Here is a 20,583-nt window from a genome sequence, read left to right as displayed (position 1 = left end):
GCGTTCGCCTCCGGCAGAATCGGATAATTCACCGACACGAAGACCACGCCCTTGGGCACTCAGCGCGCGACCTTGTTGTCCACTACGCCGCCACGCCCTTGTCGCCGTGCTTCCAGCCGCCGCTGTGGACCATGAAAATGACGGACGCGCCGCTTGAACCGGCTCGCGGCGCGTAGACATCGAAGCGTTCGGCCGGGTCGCCGCCATAGGCCAGGTCGCGTGTCACGCGCACGTCCGCCGGCACCGCGGCGACGGTGCCACGCCCGAGGCCTGCGAAGCCGCCGTCGTCCTCGCCCTGCGCCGCCTGCCGCTGCGCACGCCGCACCTTGAACCAGTTGCGTACCGGACCGGCATGGGTGGGCAGTACCAGCGACATTGTCAGGGCAGCGGCCAGGACCAATCCAAGCCCCCTTGCAATCGGGGTGCGCTTCATGGATCGTCCTTTGAGTGAGGAAAGTTATTCTATTTCGGCAATAAGTTGTTGGCTTGAATATTTACACATCGGTACAATCGCAACAATGTTCCGCTTCCCGATGTCAAGGCGCGGCCGTTCGATACACTGGAATATTTTCCCCGCTGCCGTCCGTGACGATAGCGATCATTGACCACTTCTCCCGCTTCTCCATCCCGCCATGAAACTCATCCCTCTTGTCGCATGTCTGTGCTCGCTCGTCATGCCGCTGTGCGCGCAGGCGCAGTTCGTGTCTACGAAAAAATTGCCTTCCGTGGCCCGACCCGGCCCTGGTGGTCCCTGCAAGAAACCGGAGTATCCGATGTCGGCGGCGCGTAACAACGAGGAAGGTGTGGTGACGCTGGCCTACCTGGTGGACAAGGATGGGGCTATCCTCGACGGGAAGATCGTGAAATCGTCGGGATTTTCCACGCTCGACAGAACCGCCCTGGTCGAACTGGCAAAATGCGCTTACAAGATCCCCGAAGGAGCGACGGAGCCGGCGTGGGTGAGCTTTAACTATACCTGGAGCCTGGAATAGGACAGTCCCGGCAATACCGCGATAACCGACCCACGGCGTTCTCCGCACAGGGTGGGCCGCGGCGCAGGCGTCGTTGAACCGGCCTTTGCCTGACCGGGAAATTCGAACTTCGTAGAGCGAAAGGAATGTGACATGGCCAAACTCGTATTCGGGATGAACGTGTCCCTGGACGGCTACGTCGACCATACGGGCTTTGCTCCCGGTCCTGTACTGTTCCGCCATTTCATCGAAGAGGCCCGGGCCCAGGCGGGCAGCGTCTATGGTCGTCACATGTACGAGATCATGCGCTACTGGGACGAGGACCATCCCGAGTGGGACGAGGACAGGCGGGCCTTTGCGCAGGCATGGCGCCGCCAGCGCAAGTGGGTTGTGTCGCGCACCTTGACCTCGGTAGGGCCGAATGCCGAGCTGGTGCCGGATGACCTCGGGGCGCGCTGCGCGCCCTGCGCGCCGAGCACGAGGGCGAAATCGAGGTCGCAGGGACGGTCCTGGCACACAGCGTCGCCGAACTCGGCCTGATCGACGAGTACCGCATCTACCTGCATCCCGTCGTGCTCGGTGGCGGGAAGCCGTATTTTGCCGGACCGCGGCCGCCGCTGCGCCTTGTGGCCCACGACCGGATCGACGAGAACGTACTCCGCCTGCGCTACGTGCCCGCCTGAAGCCGGCGCTCCCAAAACAAAACAGCCCACGTCGCGTGGGCTGTCGATAAAGTAGTGGGCCTTAGGCCCGTTCGCGCTCGACCCGGTTGACGCCCGCCACCCGCCGCAGGTTGCGGATCAGATGCGCCAGGTGCACGCGGTCCTTCACCTGGATGGTGAAGCGCAGCTGCGTCATCATGTTCTCGTCGTCCTCGTCCATCCCGACATAGGTGATGTTGCCGTCGGACTCGCCGATTTCGGCCGCCACGCGCGCGAGAATGCCTTTTTCGTTGTTGATCAACAGGCGGATGCGGCAGTCGAAGCGGCGGTTCAGTTCCTCGCCCCATTGCACCGCGATCCAGCGGTCCGGTTCCTTGGCGCGCAGGCGCTTGGCCGGCAGGCAGTCACCGGTGTGCACCACCAGGCCCTGGTCGCGCCGCAATTGGCCCGTGATCGCGTCCCCGGGAATCGGCAAACAGCAGGGTGCCAGCTGCACCGACACGCCTTCGCTGCCGTAGATCGTGACGGGGTCGATATCGGCGGCCATCGGCTGGGTCGATGGCGGCAGGTCGGATTCGCCTTCGATCAGGCCGAAAATGTGGCGCGCGACGAGGGCCGGCATGCGCTTGCCGATGCCGATGTCGGCATACAGCTCGTCCATCGACTTGGCCGAGGATTCCGCCAGCAGCTTCTCGATCGTCAGTTGCGACAGGTTCGGATCGATGTTGCGTGCCGCCAGGGCGCCGGCCAGCAGTTCCTGGCCGAGTTCGACCGATTCGTTGACGTTGATCGTGCGCAGGTAGTGGCGGATTGCCGAGCGCGCCTTGCCGGTGCGCACGTAGCTGAGCCAGGTCGGGCTCGGGCGCGAATCCGGGTCGGTGACGATTTCGACGATGTCGCCGTTGTGCAGCTCGGTGCGCAGCGGCTGGGTGTCGTTGTTGATTTTTACCGCCACCGTGTGGTCGCCGATGCCGGTGTGGATCGAGTAGGCGAAGTCGAGCGCCGTGGCGCCGCGCGGCAGGGCGATGATCTTCGACTTCGGCGTGAACACGTAGACCGAATCCGGGAACAGGTCGACCTTGACGTGTTCGAGGAATTCGGCCGAGTCGCCGGTCTGCTGCTGGATGTCGAGCAGCGACTGCAGCCAGGCGTGGGTACGCTGCTGCAGGTCCGACATGTTCTGGTCGCCGGTCTTGTAGAGCCAGTGCGCCGCCACGCCGGATTCCGCGGTGCGGTGCATGTCCTGGGTACGGATCTGGAATTCGACAGGGGTGCCGTAGGGGCCGATCAGGGTGGTGTGTAGTGACTGATACCCGTTGATCTTGCGGATCGCGATGTAGTCCTTGAACTTGCCCGGCATCGGCTTGTACAGCCCGTGCAGGGAACCGAGCGTGACATAACAGTTCGGGACGGTATCGACGACGACGCGGAAGCCATACACGTCGAGCACCTGCGAGAACGACAGGTGCTTGTTGCGCATCTTCTTGTAGATGCCGTACAGGGTCTTTTCGCGGCCGTAGACCTCCGCATGGATGCCGGCCATCGACAGCGTGTGCTTGACCGATTCCAGGATCTTCTTCACCACCTCGCGGCGGTTGCCGCGCGCGGCCTTGACCGCTTTCGACAGCGTGCGGTAGCGCAGCGGGTACAGGTGCGAGAAGGCCAGGTCCTGCAGCTCGCGGTAGATGTTGTTCAGGCCAAGGCGGTGCGCGATCGGCACATACACTTCCATCGTCTCGCCGGCGATGCGGCGCTTTTTCGCCGGAATCATCACGCCGAGCGTGCGCATGTTGTGCAGGCGGTCCGCGAGCTTGATGAGAATGACGCGCACGTCGGACGCCATGGCGAGGAGCATCTTGCGGAAGTTCTCGGCCTGCGCCTCGACCAGGCTCTGGAACTCGATCTTCTCGAGTTTGGAGAGGCCGTCGACCAGGTTCGCCACCTGCGGGCCGAAGCGCTCGAGCAGTTCTTCCTTCTTGACGTCCTGGTCTTCGATGACGTCGTGCAGCAGGGCGGCCATGATGGCCTGGGCATCGAGCTTCCAGTCGGCGCAGATTTCGGCGACGGCGATCGGATGCGAGATATATGGCTCGCCCGATTTACGGACCTGGCCAAGATGCATCTCGTCGGAGAAGCGGTAGGCTTCCTTGACTTTTTTGAGTTCGACGGGAGTGAGGTAGTCGGACAGCTTGTTGATGAGCTGTGTGACGGAGGCAACGCCGGGAGCGGGCGCCTCGACGGGGTCTTGCGGCTTGCCCGGACGCCGGGTCCGGGCGGGGGTATTGCCTGAGTGTGTCGAGTCCGGGGGGAACAGGTTCATACGTTATGTCGATCAGCCGCAGTGTGGTGACAGAATAACAGAAGACAGGGCTGGCACAGTCAGGCAACTAAGAGCGCCTAACAAAACCTCCATGGCTGCGTTGCAGCGTCTCGCCGTACAGGCGTACTGTCTTCGCGGTCCGCCGATGCGGCGCTGCGCCTTGCCCTGAAACTTTTGTTAGGCGCTCAAGCGCGCTTACATCGGCACTTTTTTCAGCATTTCCAGGCCAACTTTACCGGCGGCGATCTCACGCAGGGCGACGACGGTCGGCTTGTCCTTGGCTTCGACCTTCGGGGTATGGCCCTGCAGCAGCTGGCGTGCGCGGTAGGTCGCGGCCAGGGTCAGCTGGAAACGGTTCGGGATGTTCTTGAGGCAATCTTCGATCGTGATACGGGCCATGTAACTACTCCTAAATAGACGATGCAGTAAAGGGAGCTCGAGGCTCCCATCACGTAGGTTGATTCGCGTGGATACCCAGCTGGGCAAACAGCGAGGCGTTGCGGGCTGCCTGTTGGGCGAAGCGGCAACGTGTCGCTTTGACAATCGCCACCAGCTCGGCCAGGGCGACGTTGAACTCTTCGTTGATGATAGCATACTCGAACTCCGGAGCGTGAGCGATCTCGCCTCCGGCAGCCAGCAGGCGGCGCGTGATGATGTGGGGCTCGTCGGTGCCGCGCTTGTGCAGGCGTTCTTCCAGGGCCGCGATCGACGGCGGCAGGATGAAGATGCCGGCCGCGTCCGGGAACTGTTTTTTCACCTGGCGCGCGCCCTGCCAGTCGATCTCCAGCAGGATGTCGGTGCCGGCCTTCATTTTTTCTTCGACGCTCAGGCGGCTGGTGCCGTAGTAATTGCCGTGCACTTCAGCCCACTCGAGGAACTCGCCGCGCTCGGCGCGGGCCACGAAGTCTTCGGGCGTGGTGAAGTGGTATTCGCGGCCGTCCTGCTCGCCCGGACGGGGAGGGCGGGTGGTCGTCGAGATCGACAGCTTGATGCCCGGCTCCTGCTTGAGCAGCGCGTTGACCAGGGTCGATTTGCCGGCGCCGGATGGGGCGGCGACGACGAACAGGCTGCCGGAAAAGGCGGTGGTAAGCATGGTGTGGTTCCTTATTTCGTGTGATTCGCAGGCGCGGCGGTGAATGGCCGCGCGCTAGTTCAAATGTACAAATCCGCGTGGGCAGCATTGCTAAGTACTCACCCAAAAATAAATGTGTTTTTGGCTTCCAGAACCGGCGCGTTGCTGCGTCGGCTCGCGTCCGCTTGCGGGGCAGTGCTCGCACTGCGGCGCTCTCGCCGTCTTGCACCGCATCCGAACCGGCACGTCCGGTTCTGTTTGCCAAAATTCCCATTTATTTCCGGTCGAGTACTTAGCTAAATGCCAAGCAATGCAAAATGCCCACCCTACCATTTTTGTAGGGTGGGCACTTGTGCCCACGCGGTACAACGTTTGCGTCTCGTACGGCCAACTAGCGCCGTATCGCTTCAAATTGGTTTTACTCCAGGTTCTGCACCTGCTCGCGCATCTGCTCGATGAGCAGCTTCAATTCCATCGACGCGTCCGCCAATTCCTTCACCGAGGCCTTGGCGCCGAGCGTATTGGCTTCGCGGTTCAGTTCCTGCATCATGAAGTCGAGGCGCTTGCCGACCTGGCCACCCTTTTTCAGGATGTGGCGGGTTTCGTTCAGGTGCGCCGACAGGCGCGACAGCTCTTCGGACACGTCGATGCGGATGCCGTAGAGCGTTACTTCCTGGCGAATGCGCTCGAATACTTCCTGGCGGCTCAGGACCGACGGATTGCCGTGGCCGGCAAGACCGAGCGCGTCCTGCATGCGCTCGATTGCCTTTTGCTGGAACTGTGCGATCACTTGCGGAATGAGCGGGGAAATACGCTTGACGATCACTTCCATCGCATCGATGCGCGACAGCAGCATGGCTTCCAGTGCCGCGCCTTCGCGCCGGCGGCTCTCGACAAAGGCGGCGACGGTCTGCGCCGTCAGCGCCGCCACGTCCGCCTGCAGCGACTCCTGGCCGACATGCGATTCCTCGATGACGCCGGGCCAGCGCAGCAGTTCCGCAACCGTCATCAAAGGGGCCGAGACGAAATGGCGCGTCACTTCACCCTGCAGGCGCGCCAGGTCGGCCAGCAGTTCGTGGTTCAGTACACGGGTGCCGCCGGCAGCCTTGCGGCCGAACGACAGGCGGGCTTCGACCTTGCCGCGGGTGATGGCGGCCATGATGGCGGCGCGCAGGTCCGGTTCCAGCGCGCGCAATTCATCGTTGATGCGAAACTGAAGATCGAGAAAGCGCGAATTGACGCTCTTGATCTCGATGGTAAGGGTGCCCGCAGCGCCTTCGCTGGTGGCAACCGCATAGCCTGTCATGCTAGAAATGCTCAATTGTGTCCCCGGTTTTTTTTGAGCGCCAACCGATACTCGCTGCGGGGCGTGGCTTCGTCTTGCGGTACCAAAGTACTGTCGTCAACGATACGCCTGGCCCTGAAGGTTTTCCTGGACGCTCATTATTCTTTACAAAGCCGACATTTATCCACACAATCGCCGTGTTATGCAAGGAACTCTTCAGTATGACCGCACAAAATAACGCACCACTGCCGGAAGGCCTGGAGATTGCCGGATATCGCATTGTAAAGAAAATCGCTTCCGGCGGGTTCAGTATTGTCTATCTTGCATATGATTCCGAAGGCAGCGCCGTCGCCATCAAGGAGTACCTGCCGAGCGCCCTGGCGCTGCGCCAGGCGGGCGAACTCGTCCCGAATATCTCGAAGCCGAACCAGCCGCTGTTTCGCATCGGCCTCAAATGCTTTTTCGAGGAAGGGCGGGCACTGGCACGCATCGTTCATCCGAACGTCGTACGCATCCTGAACTTCTTCCGCGCCCACGACACGGTCTACATGGTGATGGCCTATGAATCGGGCCACTCGCTGCAGGAGCACATCGGGCGTGCTGCCGGCAAGGGAAAGCGCCTGAACGAAAACTTCGTGCGCCTGGTGTTCGACGGCGTCTGCCGCGGCCTGCGCGAAGTCCATGCGAACAAGCTGCTGCACCTGGACCTGAAACCGGCGAATATCTACCTGCGCAGCGATGGCTCGCCGATCCTGCTCGACTTTGGCGCCGCGCGCCAGGCGATCAAGAACGATGCGCCGATGCTCGCGCCCATGTACACGCCAGGCTTCGCACCGCCCGAGCTGTATTCGAAGAGCACGCCCTTCGGTCCGTGGTCCGACATCTACAGCCTGGGCGCCTCGATGTTCTCCTGCATGACCGGCGCGCCGCCGCAGTCGGCCGACACGCGCAAGGGCGACGACAAGCTGCCGATCCTGTTCGACGCGCTGGCCACCGCCTATTCGCCCGCATTGGTGGCGATCGTGCGCGCCTGCCTGGCGCTCGATCCGATGGCGCGTCCGCAAAGCGTGTTCGCGGTGCAGAAGTCGCTGCAGGCGCTGCCGGCCGTGCCGAACAAGCCGGCGCCGCCTGCGGTCGCCCCCACCGGCCTGCGCGGCCTGCTCAGCCGGCTGGGGGGGCGCACCCGCGCCCGCGACGGCAGCTGAACCGGACGACGCTTTCGCCTTCCCACATCCGCACCATCGATCATCACCAGGAGCCACCATGCAGTTTTCCGTCTACCAGCAAAGCCATATCGGCGGGCGCCGGGTCAACCAGGACCGCATGGGCTACTGCTTCACGCGCGATTCGCTGCTGCTGGTGCTGGCCGACGGCATGGGCGGCCACCAGCATGGCGAGATCGCCTCGACGATCGCCATGCAGACGCTGTCGATGATGTTCCAGATGCAGGCCAGGCCTTACGTCAGGAAGCCGGAGCGCTTCCTGGAAGACGCGCTGTTGCAGGCGCACCGCGACATCCTCGACTACACCACGCGCCACAAGCTGCCCGAGACGCCGCGCACCACCGTGGTGGCCTGCCTGGTCCAGCACAACTGCGCCATCTGGGCCCATTGCGGCGACTCGCGCCTGTACTGGGTGCGCGGCGACAAGGTGCTGGCGCAGACGCGCGACCATTCGCACGTCGAACACCTGATCTCGAGAGGCCTGGCCACCCCCGAGGAACGCGCCACCCATCCGGACCGCAACAAGCTGTATAACTGCCTGGGCGCGAGCAAGGCGCCGCGCATCGATGTTTCGTCCCAGGTCATCCTGTCGGCGGGAGACATCCTGATGCTGTGCTCCGACGGCCTCTGGGCCATGGTGCCGGACGCCGAGATGGTGCGTGCGCTGGCGGCCAAGCCGGTGGTGCAGGCCATCCCCGAACTGATCGCCCTGGCGACCTCGGTCGGCGGGCCGCGTGCCGACAACACGACGGCGCTGGCGATCAGCTGGCAGGGCGCGCAGGACGAGGACGCCGGCCCCGATGTGATCTCGACCGGCCAGCTGCCGGAAAACCAGGTCAGCAGCATCATCGGCAGCGCGCCGCCCGGCAGTGGCGACGCCGACCCCTTCGACGAAGACGAAATCGAAAAGGCGATCGCCGAGATCAACGAGGCGATCGAGAAGTCTTCCCAGGTGCTCAAATAACGACTCAACAGAAAAAGGTGCTTCCGTGACCATTATTACCCGCCCGAGTGGCCGCGCGCTCGACCAGCTGCGCCCGATCCGCATCACGCGCCAGTATACGAAACACGCCGAAGGCTCGGTATTGATCGAATGCGGCGACACCAAGGTGATCTGCACCGCCAGCATCGAAGAGAAGGTACCCGGCTTCCTGAAGGGCAAAGGGCAGGGCTGGCTGACGGCCGAATACGGCATGCTGCCGCGGTCGACGCACACGCGCATGGACCGCGAAGCGGCGCGCGGCAAGCAGTCCGGCCGCACCCGGAAATCCAGCGCCTGATCGGCCGCTCGCTGCGCGCGCCGCCTTCGACCTGGAGGCCTTCGGCGAGCGTACCCTGCACCTGGACTGCGACGTCATCCAGGCCGACGGCGGCACCCGTACCGCCTCGATCACCGGCGCCATGGTCGCCGCCTACGATGCCTTTGGCGCACTGGTCGCCCGCGGCGTGCTGCCGGCGGTACCGGTCCGCCACTTCGTCGCCGCGATCTCGGTCGGCGTCTACCAGGGCACGCCGGTGCTCGACCTCGACTACATCGAGGATTCGGGTTGCGACACCGACATGAACGTGGTGATGACGGAAGCGGGCCACTTCATCGAAGTGCAGGGGACGGCCGAGGGCGTGGCCTTCGACCGCGCGGGGATGAACCGTTTGCTCGACTTGGCCGAAGGCGGGATTGCGGAGCTGGTGCGCTTGCAGAAGGGCGCGCTGGGCATCGTTTCCTGATGCCCGGGACCGTTGCGTAACGTAGGGTGGGCACTCGTGCCCACGCTGTCGTACCGACGCGTACCACCACATTGCCGACAACAGCCTTGGTCTGCCAGTGCATCAGGGCTTGACGCTGCTTGCGACGAATCACCTGTGATACCGCGTGGGGTCATTGAGGCCAGTGGCCTCAATGACGGTTTCACTACGAGTGCCCACCCTACGTTTCTCCCCAGCCGGCGGCTGCCCGCGCATGCAGGTAAAATACCCGCTTCCGTTCCTCCGCTTCGCTCCCACCATGACCCAACGCCTCATCCTCGCCTCCAACAACGCCGGCAAACTGAAGGAATTCCAGCAAATCCTCGGCCCCATCGGCTTCACCCTGCATCCGCAAGGCGAATTCGACGTGCCGGAAGCGGAAGAGCCGCACGCCACATTTGTTGAAAACGCCCTGGAAAAGGCCCGCCACGCGAGCCGCCTGACCGGCCTGCCGGCGCTGGCCGACGACTCGGGCGTGTGCGTGAATGCCCTCGGCGGCGCGCCGGGCGTCTACTCGGCGCGCTTTGCCGGCGAGCCGAAGTCGGATGCGCGCAACAGCGAGAAACTGGTGGCCGAGCTGGCCAAACACGCCGACAAATCGGCCTATTACTATTGCGTGCTCGTCTACGTGCGCCACGCCGACGATCCGCAGCCGGTCATCGCCGACGGCCGCTGGGACGGCGTCATCATCGACACGCCGCGCGGCGAGAACGGCTTTGGCTACGACCCATACTTCCTGATTCCGGCGCTGGGCAAGACCACGGCCGAACTGGCACCAAGCGAGAAGAATGCGCAGTCGCACCGCGGCCAGGCCCTGCGCGCACTGGTAGAGAAACTCAAATGATCCCGATCAAAGTCGCCGGCGCCCAGGTCGGTGAAGCCCGTTCGCCGGCGCAGGCCGCACTGCAATACCTGCAGCCGGGCGCGCTGAACCTGACGGCCTTGCCGCCGCTGTCGCTGTACATCCATTTTCCATGGTGCGTGCGCAAATGCCCCTACTGCGATTTCAATTCGCACGAGGCCAAGGGCGAGCTGCCGGAGCAGGCTTACCTCGACGCTGTACGGCTCGACCTGGAGCAATCGCTGCCGCTGATCTGGGGCCGCAAGATCCACACCGTCTTCATCGGCGGCGGTACGCCCAGTCTGATGTCGGCCGCGGGCCTCGACCGTTTATTGACGGACGTGCGCACGCTGCTGCCCCTCGAGCTGAATGCGGAAATCACGATGGAGGCCAATCCCGGCACCTTCGAGGCCGAACGCTTCCGCCAGTACCGCGACAGCGGCGTGAATCGCCTGTCGATCGGCATCCAGAGCTTCAACGGCGAACACCTCAAGGCGCTCGGCCGCATTCACGACGAGCGCGAGGCCATGCGTGCGGTGGAGATCGCGGCATCGACCTTCGACAATTTCAACCTCGACCTGATGTACGCGCTGCCGGGGCAGACCCTGGAAGGGGCGCGCCAGGACCTGCAGACGGCGCTCTCGTTCGCGCCGCCGCACCTGTCGCTGTACCACCTGACGATGGAGCCGAACACGGTCTTCGCCAAGTATCCGCCCAGCCTGCCGGACGACGACCTCAGCGCCGACATGCAGGACATGATCGCCGAGACGATGGCCGGCGCCGGCTTCGAGCACTACGAAGTGTCGGCCTACGCCCGTCCCGGCCACCGCGCCCGCCACAACCTGAACTACTGGAACTTCGGCGACTACCTCGGCATCGGCGCCGGCGCGCATTCGAAGATCTCGTTCCCGCACCGCATCCTGCGCCAGGCGCGCTTCAAGCAGCCGGCGTCCTTCATGGAGGCGGCCCAGCGCGGCAATCCCGTGCAGGAAGAGCATGAGATCGGCCGCGCCGACATGGGCTTCGAGTTCATGCTCAACGCCCTGCGCCTGACCGATGGTTTCGACCCGAACCTGTTCGGCGAGCGCACCGGCATGAGCATCACGGCGATCAGCCGCGCGCTCGACGCCGCCGAGGCCAAGGGTCTGCTGACGCGCGACTTCAAGCTGATCCGCCCGACGGAACTCGGCCAGCGCTTCCTCAACGACCTGCAGGAGATGTTCCTGGGCGAGGCGAAGTAGGGCCCACCGGCGCCTGCATTCGTAGGGTGGGCTCGCCCGCGCGGCCGCACATGCTGGTCCGGCTCGCGGCCCTCGTTCTGGCGTTCAAGCGGTGATCCCGCGTGGGCGGAGCCCACCCTACGGTTCCAAGCTGATCCGCCCCAACCAGCGCTTCCTCGACGCCCTGCAAGCGATGCTCCTGAGTAAATCAAAGTAATGAGCTCCAGCGCCAGGGATGAGCCAGAGCCCGTAGGGTGGGCTCCGCCCACGCGGTATCACCGCCTGAACGGCAGCGCAATGCCCGCGAGTCCGTGCAGCCTGCAGCCCGCAGGGTGGGCTCCGCCCACGCGGTATCACCACCTGAACGGCGGCGCGATGCCCGCGAGTCCGTACAACCTGCAGCCCGTAGGGTGGGCTCCGCCCACGCGGTATCACCGCCTGAACGGCAGCGCAATGGCCGCGAGTCCGCCAGCCTGCAGCCCGTAGGGTGGGCTCCGCCCACGCGGTATCACCACCTGAACGGCGGCGCGATGCCCGCGAGTCCGTATAGCCTGCAGCCCGTAGGGTGGGCTCCGCCCACGCGGTATCACCGCCTGAACGGCAGTGCGATGCCCGCGAGTCCGTGCAGCCTGCAGCCCGTAGGGTGGGCTCCGCCCACGCGGGCGCACATGCTAGTCCGGCTCGCGGCCCTCGTTCTGGCGTTCAAGCGGTGATCCCGCGTGGGCGGAGCCCACCCTACGGTTTCAAGCTGATCCGCCCCGACCAGCGCTTCCTCGACGCCCTGCGAGCGATGCTCCTGAGTAAATCAAAGTAAGGAGCTCCAGCGCCAGGGATGAGCCAGAGCCCGTAGGGTGGGCTCCGCCCACGCGGTATCACCGCCTGAACGGCGGCGCAATGTCCGCGAGTCCGTACAGCCTGCAGCCCGTAGGGTGGGCTCCGCCCACGCGGTATCACCACCTGAACGGCGGCGCGATGCCCGCGAGTCCGTATAGCCTGCAGCCCGTAGGGTGGGCTCCGCCCACGCGGTATCACCGCCTGAACGGCAGCGCAATGCCCGCGAGTCCGTACAGCCTGCAGCCCATAGGGTGGGCTCCGCCCACGTGGTATCACCGCCTGAACGGCAGCGCAATGGCCGCGAGTCCGCACTGTCCGCGTCTCCACCCAGGCAGGGCCGAACCTGGACCGCTACCCCTGCGCCGCCCCCGCCAGCGACACGATCGTCTTCGCCAGCCCCGTCACCACGCGCGCCATGCTGTCGTAATCGAGCTTGTCCGGCGTATCCTGCGCCGTGTGGTAGTAGGGATAGCGCATGAAGGCCGTATCCGTGATCATCAGCGCCGGATAGCCGTGCCGGCTGTAGGAGGAGTGATCCGACAGCGTCACGCCGGTCGTGTGCGCCGGCGCGGCCAGGCCCTCGGCCGGGAAATCGGATGCGCCGCGAAACGCGGCCAGCGCATCGCGCACGAGCTTCGACGATTCGAGGGTGCCGACAAAGGCGATGAAGTTGCCCGTGCTCGGGTAGCGTCCCTCCAGCCCCGGCGGCAATTGCTGGGTATGTGGCGCGTCGGTGTAGTAACCCATGGTTTCGAGCACCAGCGCGGCTTCGACGTTCTGGCCCCGGCGTTTCATTTCCGCCGCGTGGCGCATGCTGCCCATGTCGGCGCCCATGAACCAGGGCGGCTCCTCGTTCACGAAAAACACGAAGCGCACCTCGGTGCCGGCGCGCGGCTGCACGGTTTTCAAGAGCCGGGCCAGTTCCAATACGGCGGCGGTGCCGCTGCCGTTGTCGTTCGCGCCCGGCGCGCCCGGCGCCGAATCGTAGTGCGCGCCGACGATGAAGATGCGCTCGGGCCGCTTGCCCTGCGCGACATTGGCCACCGCGACTTCGATGTTGCGCACCCGCTGGCCCGCCACCTCGTACTCCTGCCGTGTCGGCACATAGCCCGCTTGCCGCAGCGTCGTTTCGATGTAGACGGCCGCGCGCTCGAGCGCCTTCGGCGTGGCCGTGTTGTGTTCTTCGGAGGCGATGGCGCGCACGTGCTCGCGCATGCGTCCGGCCAGGTCGAGCGCGGCGCTGGCCGGGTTCGGACGGATCGTCATGACGGCGACCACGATGAGCAGGACGAGCGCAACGATCGCCTTCCAATGTGATTGAAAGAAATTCCGCATGGCAGTCTCTTGGCGCCGTGGATGGACGCCCTCAACCGATAGACAGCACCAGTCTAGCCAAGTTCAGGCGACGAGGATGCACGTATCGGGCCCAGCCGGTACGGCCGGGCAGGGCGGCGCGCATCGGAATGTTGTCGAGATGGTCTCGAAGCCGGGTGAAACCTGTTATATCCTGTTTAACATCCCAACCGTGCCGGCCTGGCGCCGCACATCACCCGCCGAAGGACTCCCATGAACGCATCGACACCCGCTCCGCGCTTCCTGTCCCGCTCCCTGTTCCGTTCGATATCCACCGGCTGCCGGTTCGGCCTCCTTGCCCTGGCCCTGGGCGGCGCCCAGGCTGCCCATGCGGCCAAGCCGTACCAGCACTTTGCCGTCGGCGACACCACCGACGTCGCGCTGCCGCGCCCGGCCGCGCCTGCGCTGGTCCTGATGGGCGGCGGACCCGACGTCGACCAGGCCTTCAAATGGATGATCCAGAAAGGCGGGGGCGGCAACTTCGTCGTCATCCGCGCCACCGGGACCGATGCCTACAATCCCTACATCTACGCCATGGGCGGGGTGCGCTCGGTCGAGACCTTCGTGCTGCCGAGCCGGGCGGCGGCCAGCGATCCCTTCGTGCTGCAGCGCATCCGCGGTGCCGAGGCTGTCTTCATCGCCGGCGGCGACCAGAGCGACTACATCCGCTACTGGAAGGACACGCCGCTGGAGGCCGCGCTGCAGGAGCTTGCCAACCGCAATGTGCCGCTGGGCGGTACCAGCGCCGGCCTGGCCGTGCTCGGGCAGTACATTTATTCCGGCATGAACCAGTCGGTGACCTCGCCCCAGGCATTGGCCAATCCCTACGACAAGAATGTCACACTCGACCGCGACTTCCTGGCGCTGCCCGTCCTGAACCGGGTGATCACGGATTCGCACCTGGACACGCGCGACCGCATGGGACGCCTGGTCGCCTTCCTCGGCCGCATCGTCAACGATGGCTGGACAAGCAGCGCGCGCGGCATCGGCGTCGATGTCGAGACGGCGCTGCTGGTGGAAGGGGCCCAGGCGCAGCGGGTTGGCCTGGGCGACGTATACTTCCTGCAGACGGTCGGCCTGCCGCAGGTATGCGCGCCGAAGACGCCGCTCACCTACCAGAACGTCGGCGTCCAGCGCCTGTCCGGCACGGGCAGCTTCGACCTGAACAACTGGGCCAGCTATGGCGCGACCGTCAATTATTCGATCTCGGCCGTGAAGGGTGTGCTGGTGTCGAACCAGCCAGGCGGCTCGGCGTATTGACCGGCCTGCCAGGAAAAGCCGGGGCACGCGGCCCCGGCTTTTTTACGCATGACGCCGCTGTTGTATAGTGTTGCCGTGCAAAAACCAACTCAACTCCTGTTCCTCCCCGGCGCGTCCGGGCAAACGCAATTCTGGCACCCGGTGGCCGACCTGCTGTCGTGCCTGGCCACCAAAGTCCATGTCGGCTGGCCCGGATTCGGCGACGTGCCGCGCGATCCCGCTGTCCGCGACCTGGACGACCTGGCCGACATGGTCGCCGGCCAGATAGACCGGCCGACCGCGCTGGTCGCCCAATCGATGGGGGCGTGATCGCCCTGCGTGCGGCGCTCAGGGGAGCCCGCGCTGGTCACGCATCTGGTGCTGTCCGCGACCTCGGGCGGGATCGACCTGTCGGCGTATGACGCGCACGACTGGCGCCCGGCCATGCGCGCCGCCCAGCCCGATTTGCCCGACTGGTTCATCCGCTGCCGGGACGACCTGACGTCCAACCTGGCCACGCTGCGTATTCCCACGCTGCTGCTGTGGGGCGATGCGGACCCGATCAGTCCCGTAGCGGTAGGCGAGCGCCTGGCCGGCTTGCTGCCACGGGCGCAGCTGCACGTCTTCCCCGCTGCGGACCACAGCCTTGGCTCCAGCCTGGCCAGCCGTGTGGCGCCGCTGATCGACGCGCACCTGCTGTCGGAGCACAGCTGATGGCGCCGGATTACCTGCCGTCGTTCAGGCAAGCCGACAGTAGCGACATCCCCGCGATGTCGCGCATCCGCCTGTCCGTCACCGAAAACGTCCTGTCCGACCCTGCGCGTGTCACGCCGCAGATGTATGAAGACTTCCTGGAGAAATCGGGCCGCGGCTGGGTCGCCGAAGGCAATGGCGAAGTCGTGGCCTTCTGCTATGCGGACAGGGAAAACGCCTCCATCTGGGCGCTCTTCGTCGCCCCGGGCCACGAGGGCAGGGGCCTTGCCAGGACGCTGCTCGCGCTGGCCGTGGACTGGCTGTTCGCGCTCGGCCACGAGCACGTGGAGCTGAGCACGACCCCGGTACCCGGGCAGACCGCTTCTACGCGCAGCAGGGCTGGCTGCGCGGTCCTCCGGGCACCGGGGAAGTTGTGTATTCGCTCAGGAAGCGGGCATAAAAAAACCGGGACACATGTCCCGGTTTTTCGTTCCGCAGCCAGTGCGGATCAGCGCGCCGCCTGCGCGTTCGACGCCGGTTCCGACCAGCCGCCGCCCAGCACGCGGTACAGCGTGACCTGGTTCTGCAGGCGCGCCAGGTTTGCCTGCACCGCGGCCTGCTGGGCCTGGAACAGCGAACGCTGGGCGTCGAGCAGGTCGAGGTAGCTGGCCGCGCCGCTCTTGTAGCGCAGCTCGGACAGGTTGAAGCGGTCCTGCTCGGCCACGGCGACGGCGCGCTGGGCACGCAGCTGCTCGCTGTAGGTGGCCTGGCCGGCCAGCGCGTCCGCCACTTCGCGGAACGCGGTCTGGATCGACCGCTCGTACTGGGCCACCGCGATGTCGCGCCCGGCCTTGGCCGCGTCGACGCCGGCACTGATGCGGTCCAGGTCGAAGATTGGCAGGACGGCCTGCGGGGCGAAGGTCCAGCCGAAGGAGCCCGACTTGAACAGGCCCGAGAGTTCGGTGCTGGCGCTGCCGACGCTGCCGGTCAGCGAGATGCGCGGGAAGTAGTTCGCGCGCGCCGCGCCGATGTTGGCGTTGGCCGCGATCAGCTGCTGCTCGGCCGCGCGGATGTCCGGGCGTGTCGTCAACAGGTCCGACGGCAGGCCGGCCGGCAGGTCGGGCAGTTCGGTCGTGGCCAGCGTCGCGCCGGCAGGCAGGTTTTCAGGAATCTGCTGGCCCACCAGCAGAGTCAGCAGGTTGGCGTCCTGCGCGCGCAGGCGCTGCAGCTGGGCCAGCGTACCGCGGGCGTTTTCCACCAGCGAGGTCGATTGCTGCAGTTCCAGCTTGGAGACGACGCCGTTCTCGAAGCGCAGGCGCGTCAGGCGGTCGGACTCTTCGCGGGTCTTCAAGGTCTGCTGGGTGATCGCCAGCAGTTCGTCGTCGGCCAGCAGGGTCAGGTAGCTGTTGGCCACCGATGCGATCAGGCTGATCTGGGCGGTGCGGCGCGCTTCCTCGGTGGCGAGGTATTGCGCCAGCGCCGATTCCGACAGGTTGCGCACACGGCCGAACAGGTCCAGTTCGAAGTCCGACACGCCCAGGCCAGCCTGGTAGAGGCTCTGGATCGGCGCGTCTTCGCCCGTGGTCTGGCGGTTGCCGGAGACGACCGCCGCGACGGTCGGCAGGCGGTCGGCGCGGGTGATGCGGTACTGCGCGCGCGCCTGCTCGATGTTCAGGATGGACACGCGCAGGTCGCGGTTGTTCGCCAGCGCCATGTCGATCAGCTGGCGCAGGCGCGCGTCGGCAAAGAAGCGCTGCCAGGCGAGGTTCGCCGGCGCTTCCGACGTCGCCGTCGGCAGCGTCGTGCCGCCGCTCTTTGGCAGCTCGGGGGGGAAGGCGGGGGCCACGGGCGCCTGCGGACGCTCGTACTTCGGCGCCAGCGACAGGCAGCCGGACAGCATCATGGCCAGCGCCAGTGGGGTCAGGATGAGTTTGAGTTTTTGCATCAGATTTTTTCCTCGATAACCTTGCTGGTGTCTTCTTCATGCGCATACTTCTTGCGCTGGCGTTCGCTGCCCTTGAAGATCTTGCGCACGACAACGAAGAACATCGGGACGAACAGCACGCCCAGCGTCGACGCCGTCATCATGCCGCCCATCACGCCGGTACCGATGGCGCGCTGCGATGCCGAACCGGCGCCGCCTGCGATCACCAGCGGCAGCACGCCGAGGATGAAGGCGAGCGAGGTCATGATGATCGGACGGAAGCGCAGGTGCGCCGCCTCGATCGCCGCTTCCATCGGCGAGCGTCCCTGCGCCTGCAGGTCCTTCGCGAACTCGATGATCAGGACCGCGTTCTTCGCCGCCAGGCCGATGATGGTCACCAGGCCGATCTTGAAGTACACGTCGTTCGGGTAGCTGCGCAGCATCGCCGCCAGCACCGCGCCCAGGATACCAAACGGGACGACCAGCAGCACCGCCACCGGGATCGACCAGCTTTCATACAGCGCCGCCAGGGCCAGGAAGATCGCCAGCAGCGAGAAGGCCATCAGGATGCCCATGGTGCCGCCGGAGAGCTGTTCCTCGCGCGACTGGCCGGTCCATTCGAAGGCAAAGCCTGGTGGCAGTTTTGCAGCGAGGGCTTCCATCTCGGCCAGCGCGTCGCCGGTCGAATAGCCTGGCTTGGCGTCGCCGGAAATGCTCATTGCCGGATAGCCGTTGTAGCGCAGGGTCTGCATCGGACCGGTCACCCACTTGGTCGTCGCGAACGAGGACAGCGGCACCGGATTGCCTTGCACGTTGAGCGCGTTCAGGCGCAGCAGGTCGTCCGGCTGCATGCGGTCCTTCGCGTCGGCCTGCACCACGACACGCTGCAGGCGGCCGGCGTTCGGGAAGTCGTTCACATAGCTCGAGCCGAGCGAGGTCGAGATCGCGGAGTTGATGGCGTCAAAGCTCACGCCCAGGGCTTGCGCCTTGTCGCGGTCGATATCGAGCATCAGCTGGGGCGCATCTTCCAGGCCTTCCGGACGCACGCCCGCCAGGATCTTGCTTTGCGAGGCCATGCCCAGCAGCTGGTTACGCGCTGCGAGCAGGGCATTGTGGCCGTTGCCGCCGCGGTCCTGCAGGCGGAACGAGAAGCCGGTACCGCGGCCCAGTTCCGGAATCGGTGGCGGGGACAGGGCGAAGATGAAAGCGTCGCGCACGCCCGACAGGCCGCCGATGATGCGGTTGGCGACAGCGCCCGCGTTCGAGTCCGCGCCTTTGCGCTCGCTCCAGTCCTTCAGCGGAATGAAGGCCAGCGCCATGTTCTGGCCCGCGCCCGAGAACGAGAAGCCCAGCACGCTGACCATGTTCGCCACTTCCGGCTGCTTCATGATGAAGGCTTCGGCAGTCTTCATCACTTCGTTGGTGCGCTCGAGCGTCGCGCCTGGCGGCAGCTGGATGTTGGCGATCACATAGCCCTGGTCTTCGTTCGGCAGGAAGGAGTTCGGCAGGCGCGTGAACAGCAGCGTGACCAGGCCGATGACGACCACGAAGGCCACCAGCGCGCGGCCGGAACCGCGGATCAGCTTCCCGACCCAGCCTTCATAGCCCTTGGCGGTCTTCGCGAAGCGGCGGTTGAACCAGCCGAAGAAACCCTTCTTCTCGTGGTGGTGGCCGGCTTCGACGGGTTTGAGCAAGTGCGCGCACAGCGCCGGGGTCAGCGACAGCGCCAGGAAGGCCGAGAAGGCGATCGAGGACACCATGACGACCGAGAACTGGCGGTAGATGTTACCGACCGCGCCGGCAAAGAAGGCCAGCGGCACGAACACCGACATCAGGACCACGGTCACGCCGATGATGGCGCCCGAGATCTGGCCCATGGCCTTGCGGGTTGCTTCCAGCGGCGGCAGGCCTTCTTCGGACATGATGCGCTCGACGTTCTCGACGACCACGATGGCATCGTCGACGACGATACCGATGACCAGCACCATGCCGAACATGGTCAGCACGTTGATCGAGTAGCCCAGCGCCAGCAGGGTACCGAGCGAACCCAGAAGCGCCACCGGCACGACGATGGTCGGGATGATGGTGTAGCGGAAGTTCTGCAGGAAGAGATACATCACCAGGAACACCAGCACCAGCGCTTCGACCAGGGTATGCAGCACCTGCTCGATCGAGATGTCGATGAATTTGGAACTGTCGAACGGCACCGTGGCCTTCATTCCCTTTGGGAAGAACTTCGACAGTTCGTCCATGCGTTCGCGCACCAGGCGTGCCGTTTCCAGCGCATTGCCGCTTGGCGCCAGCTGCACGCCGATACCGGTGGAGGGCTTGCCGTTCAGGCGCGCCGAGGTGCCATAGGCCTGGGCGCCGATCTCGATGCGGGCCACGTCCTTCAGGCGCACGGTCGAGCCGTCCGGGTTCGCGCGCAGCACGATGTTGCCGAACTGTTCGACGGTCGAGAGCTGGCCGGTGACCACCACCGTGGCAGTGATTTCCTGGCCTTGCGCCAGCGGCAGTTCGCCAATGGTGCCCGAGGCCACCTGGGCGTTCTGGCTGCGGATGGCGTTGTTCACATCGGCGGGCGACAGGCGGAAGCCCACCAGCTTGGCCGGGTCGATCCAGACACGCATGGCGCGCTCGGTACCGAACAGCTGGGCGGTACCGACACCCTTGATACGCTGGATTTCAGGCAGCACCGTGCGCGAGGCATAGTCGCCCAGCGCGATCGGGTCCCATTTCGGGTCATCCGACGACAGGATGGTAAACAGCAGGAAGTTCGCGCGCACCTTGTCGACGCGCACGCCCTGCTGGTTCACCGCCGCCGGCAGGCGCGGGGCCGCGCGCGACAGGCGGTTCTGTACGTCCACCTGGGCGAGTTCCGGGTTGGTGCCGGTCTCGAAGGTCAGGGTGATCGAGCCGCTGCCGTTGGCAGTGCTGCTCGACTCCATGTAGACCAGGCCCGGCGAACCGTTCATCTCGCGTTCGATGACGGAGATGACCGAGTCTTCCAGGGTCTGCGCCGATGCGCCCGGATAGGCGGCATTGACCACGATCGATGGCGGGGCCACGTTCGGGTACTGGGCGATCGGCAGCTGGGTGATCGAGACCGCGCCGATCACCATGATGAACAGCGCGATCACCCAGGCGAAAATAGGGCGGTCAATAAAAAAACGTGCCATTGCAATAGTCCTGTTCTGTTACCG

General features: G+C 65.2%; 18 protein-coding genes and 2 pseudogenes. 12 read left to right on the top strand and 8 right to left on the bottom strand.

Annotated elements, in window-relative coordinates; all coding sequences use genetic code 11:
* Nucleotides 1-82 precede the first annotated feature (82 nt).
* Nucleotides 83-433: a hypothetical protein gene (locus tag G4G31_RS22525; protein ID WP_182989466.1), complete on the bottom strand. Its 351-nt coding sequence runs from the start codon at nt 431-433 to the stop codon at nt 83-85.
* A gap of 199 nt (nt 434-632) precedes the next feature.
* Here G4G31_RS22525 and G4G31_RS22520 point away from each other — a divergent pair, with 199 nt between their 5' ends.
* The 3 genes from G4G31_RS22520 (at nt 633) to G4G31_RS29540 (ending at nt 1,654) form a co-directional block, all read left to right on the top strand.
* Nucleotides 633-992 carry an energy transducer TonB gene (locus tag G4G31_RS22520; RefSeq protein WP_229425198.1) on the top strand — a complete coding sequence of 120 codons (360 nt, stop codon included), beginning with the start codon at nt 633-635 and terminating at the stop codon, nt 990-992.
* 132 nt (nt 993-1,124) lie between these two features.
* On the top strand, nt 1,125-1,511 hold the full coding sequence (locus G4G31_RS22515) for a dihydrofolate reductase family protein (RefSeq protein WP_202033675.1): 387 nt from the start codon (nt 1,125-1,127) through the stop codon (nt 1,509-1,511).
* Nucleotides 1,427-1,654 carry a dihydrofolate reductase family protein gene (locus G4G31_RS29540; protein ID WP_202033767.1) on the top strand — a complete coding sequence of 76 codons (228 nt, stop codon included), beginning with the start codon at nt 1,427-1,429 and terminating at the stop codon, nt 1,652-1,654. The genes G4G31_RS22515 and G4G31_RS29540 overlap by 85 nt, the downstream gene beginning before the upstream one ends.
* A 61-nt stretch (nt 1,655-1,715) precedes the next feature.
* On the opposite strand, the gene G4G31_RS22510 is transcribed toward G4G31_RS29540, so the two are convergent.
* The 4 genes from G4G31_RS22510 to G4G31_RS22495 form a co-directional block, all read right to left on the bottom strand.
* The gene (locus tag G4G31_RS22510; RefSeq protein WP_182989465.1) at nt 1,716-3,953 is read right to left on the bottom strand and encodes a bifunctional (p)ppGpp synthetase/guanosine-3',5'-bis(diphosphate) 3'-pyrophosphohydrolase; all 2,238 of its coding nucleotides are present in this window, start codon (nt 3,951-3,953) and stop codon (nt 1,716-1,718) included.
* Nucleotides 3,954-4,148: 195 nt separating this feature from the next.
* Entirely contained in the window at nt 4,149-4,352 is a 204-nt protein-coding gene (gene rpoZ, locus G4G31_RS22505; RefSeq protein WP_056443456.1) for a DNA-directed RNA polymerase subunit omega, read from the bottom strand.
* 49 nt (nt 4,353-4,401) lie between these two features.
* Nucleotides 4,402-5,046 (bottom strand): guanylate kinase, encoded by a 645-nt coding sequence (gene gmk, locus G4G31_RS22500; RefSeq protein ID WP_182989464.1) that lies wholly within the window; start codon nt 5,044-5,046, stop codon nt 4,402-4,404.
* A 397-nt stretch (nt 5,047-5,443) separates the two neighbouring features.
* Nucleotides 5,444-6,331 carry a YicC/YloC family endoribonuclease gene (locus tag G4G31_RS22495; protein ID WP_182989463.1) on the bottom strand — a complete coding sequence of 296 codons (888 nt, stop codon included), beginning with the start codon at nt 6,329-6,331 and terminating at the stop codon, nt 5,444-5,446.
* A gap of 200 nt (nt 6,332-6,531) precedes the next feature.
* On the opposite strand from G4G31_RS22495, the gene G4G31_RS22490 reads away from it, so the two are divergent.
* The 5 genes and pseudogenes from G4G31_RS22490 to hemW all read left to right on the top strand — a co-directional run bounded on the left by G4G31_RS22490 (nt 6,532) and on the right by hemW (nt 11,358).
* On the top strand, nt 6,532-7,515 hold the full coding sequence (locus tag G4G31_RS22490; protein WP_182989462.1) for a serine/threonine-protein kinase: 984 nt from the start codon (nt 6,532-6,534) through the stop codon (nt 7,513-7,515).
* A gap of 58 nt (nt 7,516-7,573) precedes the next feature.
* A complete protein-coding gene (locus G4G31_RS22485; RefSeq protein ID WP_182989461.1) occupies nt 7,574-8,497 on the top strand; it encodes a PP2C family serine/threonine-protein phosphatase in 924 nt (307 codons plus the stop codon).
* Nucleotides 8,498-8,522: 25 nt separating this feature from the next.
* A pseudogene (gene rph, locus G4G31_RS22480) lies at nt 8,523-9,258 on the top strand (ribonuclease PH).
* A gap of 277 nt (nt 9,259-9,535) precedes the next feature.
* Nucleotides 9,536-10,120 carry an RdgB/HAM1 family non-canonical purine NTP pyrophosphatase gene (rdgB, locus tag G4G31_RS22475; protein ID WP_182989460.1) on the top strand — a complete coding sequence of 195 codons (585 nt, stop codon included), beginning with the start codon at nt 9,536-9,538 and terminating at the stop codon, nt 10,118-10,120.
* Nucleotides 10,117-11,358 carry a radical SAM family heme chaperone HemW gene (gene hemW / locus G4G31_RS22470; RefSeq protein ID WP_182989459.1) on the top strand — a complete coding sequence of 414 codons (1,242 nt, stop codon included), beginning with the start codon at nt 10,117-10,119 and terminating at the stop codon, nt 11,356-11,358. Before rdgB ends, hemW begins: the two co-directional genes overlap by 4 nt.
* Nucleotides 11,359-12,522: 1,164 nt before the next feature.
* Here the strand turns inward: hemW and G4G31_RS22465 are convergent.
* Complete coding sequence (locus G4G31_RS22465; protein WP_182989458.1) at nt 12,523-13,506, bottom strand: M28 family peptidase; 984 nt, start codon at nt 13,504-13,506, stop codon at nt 12,523-12,525.
* A gap of 231 nt (nt 13,507-13,737) precedes the next feature.
* Here G4G31_RS22465 and G4G31_RS22460 point away from each other — a divergent pair, with 231 nt between their 5' ends.
* The 4 genes and pseudogenes from G4G31_RS22460 to G4G31_RS28720 all read left to right on the top strand — a co-directional run.
* The gene (locus G4G31_RS22460) at nt 13,738-14,784 is read left to right on the top strand and encodes a cyanophycinase (RefSeq protein WP_182989457.1); all 1,047 of its coding nucleotides are present in this window, start codon (nt 13,738-13,740) and stop codon (nt 14,782-14,784) included.
* A gap of 48 nt (nt 14,785-14,832) precedes the next feature.
* Nucleotides 14,833-15,093 carry an alpha/beta fold hydrolase gene (locus G4G31_RS28730; protein ID WP_308621870.1) on the top strand — a complete coding sequence of 87 codons (261 nt, stop codon included), beginning with the start codon at nt 14,833-14,835 and terminating at the stop codon, nt 15,091-15,093.
* 48 nt (nt 15,094-15,141) lie between these two features.
* Nucleotides 15,142-15,477, top strand: coding sequence for an alpha/beta fold hydrolase (locus tag G4G31_RS28725; protein WP_308621868.1), 336 nt, complete (start codon nt 15,142-15,144; stop codon nt 15,475-15,477).
* Nucleotides 15,477-15,758: pseudogene (locus tag G4G31_RS28720) on the top strand (N-acetyltransferase family protein); the annotation flags it as partial. The gene G4G31_RS28725 and the pseudogene G4G31_RS28720, both read left to right, overlap by 1 nt.
* Nucleotides 15,759-15,964: 206 nt before the next feature.
* Here the strand turns inward: G4G31_RS28720 and G4G31_RS22445 are convergent.
* Nucleotides 15,965-17,401: an efflux transporter outer membrane subunit gene (locus G4G31_RS22445; RefSeq protein WP_182989456.1), complete on the bottom strand. Its 1,437-nt coding sequence runs from the start codon at nt 17,399-17,401 to the stop codon at nt 15,965-15,967.
* Nucleotides 17,401-20,559: an efflux RND transporter permease subunit gene (locus tag G4G31_RS22440; RefSeq protein ID WP_182989455.1), complete on the bottom strand. Its 3,159-nt coding sequence runs from the start codon at nt 20,557-20,559 to the stop codon at nt 17,401-17,403. Before G4G31_RS22440 ends, G4G31_RS22445 begins: the two co-directional genes overlap by 1 nt.
* Nucleotides 20,560-20,583: the final 24 nt, after the last annotated feature.

The organism is Massilia sp. Se16.2.3 (assembly GCF_014171595.1).
In the GTDB taxonomy this organism is placed as follows: Bacteria; Pseudomonadota; Gammaproteobacteria; order Burkholderiales; family Burkholderiaceae_D; genus Telluria.
Note: the sequence above shows the minus strand (reverse complement) of the source record. Positions and strands in the feature narration are given on the sequence as shown.

Bases quoted from the DNA above. Each gene is read 5' to 3' on its own strand.
- G4G31_RS22525 (WP_182989466.1), bottom strand. From the start codon at position 433: ATGAAGCGCACCCCGATTGCAAGGGGGCTTGGATTGGTCCTGGCCGCT.
- G4G31_RS22520 (WP_229425198.1), top strand. From the start codon at position 633: ATGAAACTCATCCCTCTTGTCGCATGTCTGTGCTCGCTCGTCATGCCG.
- G4G31_RS22515 (WP_202033675.1), top strand. From the start codon at position 1,125: ATGGCCAAACTCGTATTCGGGATGAACGTGTCCCTGGACGGCTACGTC.
- G4G31_RS22510 (WP_182989465.1), bottom strand. From the start codon at position 3,953: ATGAACCTGTTCCCCCCGGACTCGACACACTCAGGCAATACCCCCGCC.
- rpoZ (WP_056443456.1), bottom strand. From the start codon at position 4,352: ATGGCCCGTATCACGATCGAAGATTGCCTCAAGAACATCCCGAACCGT.
- gmk (WP_182989464.1), bottom strand. From the start codon at position 5,046: ATGCTTACCACCGCCTTTTCCGGCAGCCTGTTCGTCGTCGCCGCCCCA.
- G4G31_RS22495 (WP_182989463.1), bottom strand. From the start codon at position 6,331: ATGACAGGCTATGCGGTTGCCACCAGCGAAGGCGCTGCGGGCACCCTT.
- G4G31_RS22490 (WP_182989462.1), top strand. From the start codon at position 6,532: ATGACCGCACAAAATAACGCACCACTGCCGGAAGGCCTGGAGATTGCC.
- G4G31_RS22485 (WP_182989461.1), top strand. From the start codon at position 7,574: ATGCAGTTTTCCGTCTACCAGCAAAGCCATATCGGCGGGCGCCGGGTC.
- rdgB (WP_182989460.1), top strand. From the start codon at position 9,536: ATGACCCAACGCCTCATCCTCGCCTCCAACAACGCCGGCAAACTGAAG.
- hemW (WP_182989459.1), top strand. From the start codon at position 10,117: ATGATCCCGATCAAAGTCGCCGGCGCCCAGGTCGGTGAAGCCCGTTCG.
- G4G31_RS22465 (WP_182989458.1), bottom strand. From the start codon at position 13,506: ATGCGGAATTTCTTTCAATCACATTGGAAGGCGATCGTTGCGCTCGTC.
- G4G31_RS22460 (WP_182989457.1), top strand. From the start codon at position 13,738: ATGAACGCATCGACACCCGCTCCGCGCTTCCTGTCCCGCTCCCTGTTC.
- G4G31_RS28730 (WP_308621870.1), top strand. From the start codon at position 14,833: ATGACGCCGCTGTTGTATAGTGTTGCCGTGCAAAAACCAACTCAACTC.
- G4G31_RS22445 (WP_182989456.1), bottom strand. From the start codon at position 17,401: ATGCAAAAACTCAAACTCATCCTGACCCCACTGGCGCTGGCCATGATG.
- G4G31_RS22440 (WP_182989455.1), bottom strand. From the start codon at position 20,559: ATGGCACGTTTTTTTATTGACCGCCCTATTTTCGCCTGGGTGATCGCG.